General features: G+C 63.3%; 7 protein-coding genes. 6 read left to right on the top strand and 1 reads right to left on the bottom strand.

The annotated features are described in order from the left end of the window. The 4 genes from EOD15_RS24770 to EOD15_RS24755 form a co-directional block, all read left to right on the top strand. The coding region (locus tag EOD15_RS24770) for an ATP-binding cassette domain-containing protein (RefSeq protein ID WP_148129634.1) at nt 1-375 on the top strand (375 nt) is incomplete at its 5' end. Beyond that, nucleotides 368-1,432: an ABC transporter permease gene (locus tag EOD15_RS24765; protein WP_127318188.1), complete on the top strand. Its 1,065-nt coding sequence runs from the start codon at nt 368-370 to the stop codon at nt 1,430-1,432. The genes EOD15_RS24770 and EOD15_RS24765, both read left to right, overlap by 8 nt. A gap of 2 nt (nt 1,433-1,434) precedes the next feature. Continuing rightward, the gene (locus EOD15_RS24760; protein WP_127318190.1) at nt 1,435-2,469 is read left to right on the top strand and encodes a Gfo/Idh/MocA family oxidoreductase; all 1,035 of its coding nucleotides are present in this window, start codon (nt 1,435-1,437) and stop codon (nt 2,467-2,469) included. Beyond that, nucleotides 2,466-4,304 carry a hypothetical protein gene (locus EOD15_RS24755; protein ID WP_127318192.1) on the top strand — a complete coding sequence of 613 codons (1,839 nt, stop codon included), beginning with the start codon at nt 2,466-2,468 and terminating at the stop codon, nt 4,302-4,304. The genes EOD15_RS24760 and EOD15_RS24755 overlap by 4 nt, the downstream gene beginning before the upstream one ends. A 10-nt stretch (nt 4,305-4,314) precedes the next feature. On the opposite strand, the gene EOD15_RS24750 is transcribed toward EOD15_RS24755, so the two are convergent. Further along, nucleotides 4,315-5,028: a transcriptional regulator NanR gene (locus EOD15_RS24750; RefSeq protein ID WP_127318194.1), complete on the bottom strand. Its 714-nt coding sequence runs from the start codon at nt 5,026-5,028 to the stop codon at nt 4,315-4,317. Between the two features lie 174 nt (nt 5,029-5,202). Here EOD15_RS24750 and oiaX point away from each other — a divergent pair, with 174 nt between their 5' ends. Next, nucleotides 5,203-6,453, top strand: coding sequence for a 3-oxo-isoapionate-4-phosphate decarboxylase OiaX (gene oiaX, locus EOD15_RS24745; RefSeq protein ID WP_127318196.1), 1,251 nt, complete (start codon nt 5,203-5,205; stop codon nt 6,451-6,453). A 4-nt stretch (nt 6,454-6,457) separates the two neighbouring features. After that, nucleotides 6,458-7,154, top strand: a 697-nt coding sequence (locus EOD15_RS24740; protein WP_148129633.1) for a four-carbon acid sugar kinase family protein, incomplete at its 3' end; no start/stop codon positions are given.

Below are 7,154 nucleotides of genomic sequence, written 5' to 3'. Positions count from 1 at the left end.
ATCAAGGTCGCCGACCCTGCGCAGGAGGTGTTGTCGCTGTCGGGCGGCAACCAGCAGAAAGTGGTGATCGGCAAGGCGCTGCTCACCGAACCCAAGGTGCTGCTGATGGACGAGCCCAGCCGAGGCATCGATGTCGGCGCCAAGGCCGACGTCTTCCGCACCATGCGCAAACTGTCCCGCGACGGTTTGGGGATTTTGTTCGCCACCTCCGACCTCGACGAGGTGATGGCGCTGTCCGACCGCATCGCGGTGATGAGCAACGGAAAACTGACCGGCATGTTCGATCGCGCCGAAGCGACGGAGGCGGCACTCGTGGCTGCATCCGCGCTTGGCCACGGACCGACCCCACGCACGGAGAGCACCGCCCATGACTGACATCCCAGCCAAAGCGGCCGCTCCCTCCACTTCCAGCGGCTCGGTGCTGCTGACCGTGATGAAGCTTCGGACGTTCATCGCGCTGATCGCCGTGCTGATCTTCTTCTCGATCGCGGCGCCGAATTTCCTATCGACCGCCAATGTGATCCTGATGTCGAAGCACGTGGCGCTGAACGCATTCCTGGCGATGGGCATGACCTTCGTCATCATCACTGGCGGCATCGACCTTTCGGTCGGCTCGATCGTCGGCCTGTGCGGTATGGTGGCCGGCTATCTCGTGCTCAACGGCATCGACCTGCAGATCGGCTACACCATCTATTTCAACGTCTTCGAGATCGCGCTGATCACACTGGCCGTCGGCATATTGATCGGCGCCGTCAACGGATTGCTGATCACCAGGCTGAACGTTGCACCGTTCATCGCCACGCTCGGCGTGCTCTATGTCGCGCGCGGGCTGGCGCTGCTGTCGTCGGACGGCCGCACCTTCCCCAACCTCGTCGGCAAGCCGGAACTGGGAACCACCGGCTTCGGTTTCCTCGGCGCCGGCCGGCTGCTCGGCCTGCCGGTGGCGATCTGGATCCTGATCGTCGTTGCGCTGGGAGCCGCCTATCTCGCCAAATACACGCCACTCGGCCGCCACATCTTCGCGGTCGGCGGCAATGAACGGGCGTCGCGGATTTCGGGCGTCCGTGTCAACATGGTGAAGATGTTCGTCTATATGTTCTCCGGTTTCTGCGCGGCGATCGTCGGCCTGATCATCTCGTCCGAGCTGATGGCTTCGCATCCGGCGACAGGCGAAAGTTTCGAGCTCAACGCCATTGCGGCGGCGGTGCTTGGCGGTACCTCGATGTCGGGCGGGCGCGGCACGATCGGCGGCACCATCGTCGGCGCCTTCGTCATCGGCATTCTTTCGGACGGGTTGGTGATGATGGGCGTGAGTTCGTTTTGGCAGATGGTGATCAAGGGTCTCGTCATCATCGTCGCCGTTGTCGTCGACCAGGCACAACGCCGGCTTCAACAGCGCGTCACCTTGATGCAGATGGCGAAGGCGGGTTGAGCATGGCGGAGTTGCGTGGAGCGCTGATCGGCTGCGGCTTCTTTGCCGTCAACCAGATGCACGCCTGGCGCGGCATTGCGGGCGCCTCGATCGTCGCCATCTGCGACCGTGATCCGGAACGGCTCAAGATCGTCGGCGACCAATTCGGCATTGCGAAGCGCTATACCGATGCGGCGGAACTTTTTGCCCGCGAAAGCCTCGACTTCGTCGATATCGCCACCACCGCGCCCAGCCATCGTCCGCTTGTCGAAATGGCGGCCGCTCATCGCGTTCCGGTGATCTGCCAAAAGCCATTCGCGCCGACGCTGGCCGACGCCAAGGCCATGGTCCGGGCATGCGCACAAGCAGGCGTGCCGCTGATGGTGCATGAGAATTTTCGCTGGCAGTCGCCGATCCAGGCGATGCGCGCCGTGCTCGACAGCGGCGAGATCGGCACGTCTTTCTTCGGGCGCATCTCCTTCCGCTCCGCCTATGACGTGTTTTCCGGCCAACCCTATCTGGCGACGGGAAAGCGTTTCATCATCGAGGACCTCGGCATCCATGTCCTCGACATCGCCCGTTTCCTGCTCGGCGACGTCTCGACCATCACGACGCGAACCGCCCGCATCAATCCTAGTATCGCGGGCGAGGATGTGGCGACCATGCTGATGGACCACAAGAGCGGCGCGACCTCCGTGGTCGACTGCAGCTACGCGACGAAGCTCGCCACGGAGCCGTTTCCCGAAACGCTGATCGAGATCGATGGCAGCGACGGCACGATCCGCTTGGCGCAGGGATACCGGCTGACCGTCACCGGCAAGAACGGCACGGTCGTCACCGACGTCTCGCCGCCGCTGCTGCCATGGGCGTCGCGTCCCTGGCACAACATCCAGGAAAGCGTTGTCGCCATCCAGCAGCACTGGGTAGACTGCCTGGCAAAGAGGATCGAACCGGCGACCTCGGGAGCGGACAATCTCAAAACGTTCGCGCTGGTCGAGGCGGCTTACGCCGGTGCCGCGAGCCGGCAACCGGTGCAACTCGACGCCTTGCTGAAATGACCGACGATGCCTTCCTGCTCTACGGCACACGTACGGTCGAAGCCGAGCCGGTCAGGCTGCGCGCGGGCGCGCTTAGCGCCGACTTCGTCAACGGCAATCTACGCACCATCAGCCATGGCGGCACCGAAGTGCTGCGCGCCGTCGCCTATATCGTGCGTGACCGCGACTGGGGCACCTATGAGCCAAATTTGACGGACCTGATCATCGACCAGGCTGCCGACGCTTTTTCGGTCAGCTATTCGGCAAGCTGCCTGGCCCCCGATGGAACCCGGCTCGGCTTCCGCGCCACCATCAAAGGCTCCGCCGATGGCCGTCTGGTCTTCGAGGCCAGCGCCCTTCCCGAGAGCGATTTCGAAACCAACCGCTGCGGCTTCTGCATCCTTCACCCGATCGCCGACCTCGCCGGCAGCCCGGTCAAGGTCGAGCATACGGACGGCAGCGTGGAGGCGACAAAGCTTCCCGAACTGATAGACCCCTGGCAGCCTTTCAAGGATATCCGCGCCATCACCCATCAGGTTCGGCCTGGCGTCACCGCCGAATGCCGGATGGAAGGCGATACTTTCGAAATGGAGGACCAGCGCAACTGGTCGGACGCCTCCTACAAGACCTATGTGCGACCGCTGGCGCTGCCCTGGCCCTATGTGCTGCCTGCCGGCCAAACCCTGCGCCAGACGATCAGCCTGCGCATCGCAGGTGAAGGCAAAGCGCCGGCTGCCGCCGTGGCCAGCGAACCGGTCCGCGTCGAACTCGGCGAAGCCGGGCCAACGCTGCCGGATGTCGGCGTGGTCATCTATCCCGAAGATGTCGAGACGGCGCTGGCGAACCTCTCCACGCTGACGACACTCGGCCCACAACAGCTGCTGTTTCACTACGATCCGACGCGCGGCCACGGGCTCGACGCCTTGCGCGCTTTCGCCCGGCTCGCAAATGCCCACGCTGCCGCAACGACCCTCGAATGCGTCGTTGTGTGCGCCGGCGACCTTGACGCCGAGATGTCAGGTGTCGCCGACCTGGTGCGCCAGGCCGGGCTAAAACTCTCGGCCATTGCCCTGTCGCCTTCGGTCGACCGGCAGTCGACACCGCCGGGCAGCGCGTGGCCGGACTGTCCGCCGCTCGAGGATGTTTACGCGGCCGCGCGGCGCGCCTTTCCGGATATCCGCCTCGGCGGCGGCATGTTCAGCTACTTCACCGAACTCAACCGCAAGCGCGTGCCGGCGGACCAGCTCGATTTCATCACCCATTGTACTTGCCCGATCGTGCATGCCGCCGACGATCTCAGCATCATGCAATCGCTGGAGGCGCTGCCTTTCATCACCCGATCGGCGCGGGCGATCTTCGGGGCAAAGCCCTATCGGATCGGCCCGTCGACGATTGCCATGCGCCAGAACCCCTATGGCAGCGCGACCAAGCCCAATCCCGGGGGACAGCGCGTTGCCATGGCCGACAGCGATCCTCGCCACACCGGTCAGTTCGCTGCTGCATGGACGATTGGCTATGCCGCGCGTGTCGCACCGGTCGGACTGGAGATGTTGACACTTTCCAGCTTCACTGGACCTTTCGGCGTGCTCGCTTCATCAGGGGAACCTGTCGCGGAAGGATCACACCGGCCAATCTTCCAGCCCATCAAGGGGCTTTGCGAGCTGGCCGGCCTTGCGCATGTGTCGGCAAGGACGAGCGATGAAACCAAGGTGCTGGCGCTGGCCGGGCGCTCCGCCTCGGGCAAGACAATCGCGTGGCTGGCGAACCTGACGGCGGAAGACGTGCAGGTCGACATTTCAGCTTTTGGCCGAGGCCAGGTCGCAATGACGCCTTACGCGATCCTTCGGATCGGCTGAACCGCCGAGATTATTTTTCAGAATTCATCACATAGAGCGCGCGCGAGCGTTCGAGATGCTTGATCATCGCCTTCTCGGCGCCGTCGGCATCCTTTTTCTCGATGCGGCCGATGATCTCTTCGTGCTCGGTCAGCGTGAACTTTTCCTTGCCGGTCCAGATCAGCATTTCGGTGTGGTATTCCTTCAGCCAGCCCAGCATCGCCTCGCTGACGGCAATATAGATCGGATTGCCGGAGATGGCGGCGATCTGTGTATGGAACTTCATGTCAGCGGAGATGAAGGCTTCGGAATCGCCGCGAAAGCCGCGCTGTTCGGCAACGGTGGCCCTGAGCCGCTGCACATCCTCGGCGGTGGCCTTTTCGGCGGCTTCCCTGACCATGCCGCGCTCGAAGAAGATGCGCGCGGTCTTCAGGTGCTCAAGCGTGTCCTTCGACGACGACAGGATGATCTTGGCGGCGCCATCGACCTGCTTGATGATCGACTTGGCGGTCAGCTGCAGCACCTTGGCGCGCTCGCCATGCGAGATCGCGACCAGGCCCATATTGCTCAGCGCCTGCATCGCCTCGCGAATCGCCGGCCTGCCGACCTCGAAACGCTCCATCAGTTCGCGTTCCGAAGGCATGTCGTCGCCCGGCATCAATTCGCCGCTGGTAATGAGGCGTTTCAGCCGCAAGAAGACCTCATCGGAAAGCTTGCGCCGGACAATCGGTTCCGAACGGTTCATCGTCGCGAATCACTCCCTTGACCCGGCCCTATCTAACACTGCCGCCACAATTCCCGGAATTGCCGTCTGTCGATCCGGCTGCCGGATATGGCTTGCAATACTTATGTACTCATTATACCAGATTTGAAACACCAGTGAACCTTTTTCGAACGCCTCGGCTTGAGACAGCGGACCATGATAACCCTCACCTACCGCATCGAAACGCCTGGAAGCATCGAAGCGCTGGCGGCCAAGATCGCCAGCGATCAGTCGACCGGCACCTTCGTCGCGCTGCCCGGCGAGACCGAGGAACTGAAAGCCCGGGTGGCGGCGCGCGTGCTGGCGATACGGCCTCTGGCCGATGCCGAGCGGCCGTCGCTTCCCGACAGCGGCAACGGGCCGTTCAGGCGCGCCGATGTCGATATCGCCTTTCCATTCGATGCCATCGGCACCGACCTTTCGGCACTGATGACCATTGCCATCGGCGGCACCTATTCGATCAAGGGCCTCACCGGGATTCGCATCGTCGACATGAAATTGCCGGAGGAGTATCGCGGCGCGCATCCCGGCCCCCAGTTCGGTGTCGCCGGCAGCCGTTGGCTGACCAATGTGACGGATCGTCCGATCATCGGCACCATCGTCAAGCCGGCGCTGGGCTTGCGGCCACATGAGACGGCGGCAATGGTGGCGGAACTGATCGCCGCCGGTGTCGACTTCATCAAGGACGACGAGAAGCTGATGAGCCCGGCCTATTCGCCCCTGTCGGAACGAGTGAAGGCGATCGTGCCGCTGATCCTCGACCACGAGCAGAAGACCGGCAAGAAGGTGATGTATGCCTTCGGCATCTCGCATGCCGACCCCGATGAGATGATGCGCAACCACGACATGGTGGCGAAGGCTGGCGGCAATTGCGCTGTTATCAACATCAATTCGATCGGCTTCGGTGGCATGGCGTTCCTGAGGAAGCGCTCCAGTCTGGTGCTGCATGCTCACCGCAACGGTTGGGACATCCTCACCCGGCACCCCGGGCTAGGCATGGACTTCAAGGTCTGGCAGCAATTCTGGCGACTGCTCGGCGTCGACCAATTCCAGATCAACGGCATCGCCTCGAAATACTGGGAACCGGATGACTCTTTCGTCGAATCGTTCAAGGCGGTGACGACACCGATCTTTTCACCCGAGGACTGCGCCTTGCCGGTGGCGGGCTCTGGCCAGTGGGGCGGCCAGGCTCCTGAGACATATGCGCGGACCGGCCGGACGGTCGATCTTCTCTATCTCTGCGGCGGCGGCATCGTCAGCCATCCGGACGGGCCGGGCGCCGGCGTGCGTGCCGTGCAGCAAGCCTGGCAAGCGGCGGTCGACGGCATTCCGCTGGCGGACTTCGCCCTGAACCATCCCGAACTGGCGCGGTCGATCGAAAAATTCGGCGACGGCAAGGCAGCCTGAGACGATGCAGGACCTGCTTCTCAGCTATTACGGCGACGACCTGACCGGCTCGACCGATGTGATGGAGGCGCTCGAGCTCGGTGGTGTGCCGACCGTGCTGTTCATGCGCCAGCCGGACGATGCCTTGCTTTCACGATTTGCCCATTGCCGGGCGATCGGCCTCGCCGGCACCAGCCGCAGCGAGACACCGCGATGGATGGACACATATCTGCGCGATGCCTTTGCCTGGCTGAAGACACTGAATGCCGAGATTTGCCACTACAAGGTCTGCTCGACCTTCGATTCCAGCCCGACGATCGGCAGCATCGGCCGGGCCATCGAGATCGGCCGCTCGGTGTTCGCGCAAGCCAGCGTGCCGCTGCTGGTCGGCGCGCCGCAGCTCAAGCGCTACACCGCCTTCGGGCACCTGTTCGCCGCCTATCGCGACCAATATTTCCGCATCGACCGCCACCCGGTGATGAGCCGCCACCCGACGACGCCGATGGATGAGTCGGATTTGCTGATCCATCTGTCGCGGCAGACGGCGCTGAGCTCGGGGCTGGTCGACCTTGCGACGCTGCAGTCGGCATCGCGGTCGGCGGCGTTCGATCGGCTGACCGGAAACGGCACCCCCATCGTGCTTGTCGATGTCGACAATCTGGAAACGCAGGCTCTGGCCGGCAAGGAGATCTGGCGCGTTCGCAAGCCAGGCGGTTCCTTTG

It is taken from the genome of Mesorhizobium sp. M7A.T.Ca.US.000.02.2.1, from assembly GCF_003996995.1.
Lineage (GTDB): Bacteria > Pseudomonadota > Alphaproteobacteria > Rhizobiales > Rhizobiaceae > Mesorhizobium.
This window is presented reverse-complemented; position numbering and strand designations above follow the sequence as displayed.

What these genes read in the sequence shown, in the direction of transcription:
- EOD15_RS24750 (WP_127318194.1), bottom strand. Translation starts at nt 5,028, where the DNA reads ATGAACCGTTCGGAACCGATTGTCCGGCGCAAGCTTTCCGATGAGGTC.
- oiaX (WP_127318196.1), top strand. Translation starts at nt 5,203, where the DNA reads ATGATAACCCTCACCTACCGCATCGAAACGCCTGGAAGCATCGAAGCG.
- EOD15_RS24755 (WP_127318192.1), top strand. Translation starts at nt 2,466, where the DNA reads ATGACCGACGATGCCTTCCTGCTCTACGGCACACGTACGGTCGAAGCC.
- EOD15_RS24760 (WP_127318190.1), top strand. Translation starts at nt 1,435, where the DNA reads ATGGCGGAGTTGCGTGGAGCGCTGATCGGCTGCGGCTTCTTTGCCGTC.
- EOD15_RS24765 (WP_127318188.1), top strand. Translation starts at nt 368, where the DNA reads ATGACTGACATCCCAGCCAAAGCGGCCGCTCCCTCCACTTCCAGCGGC.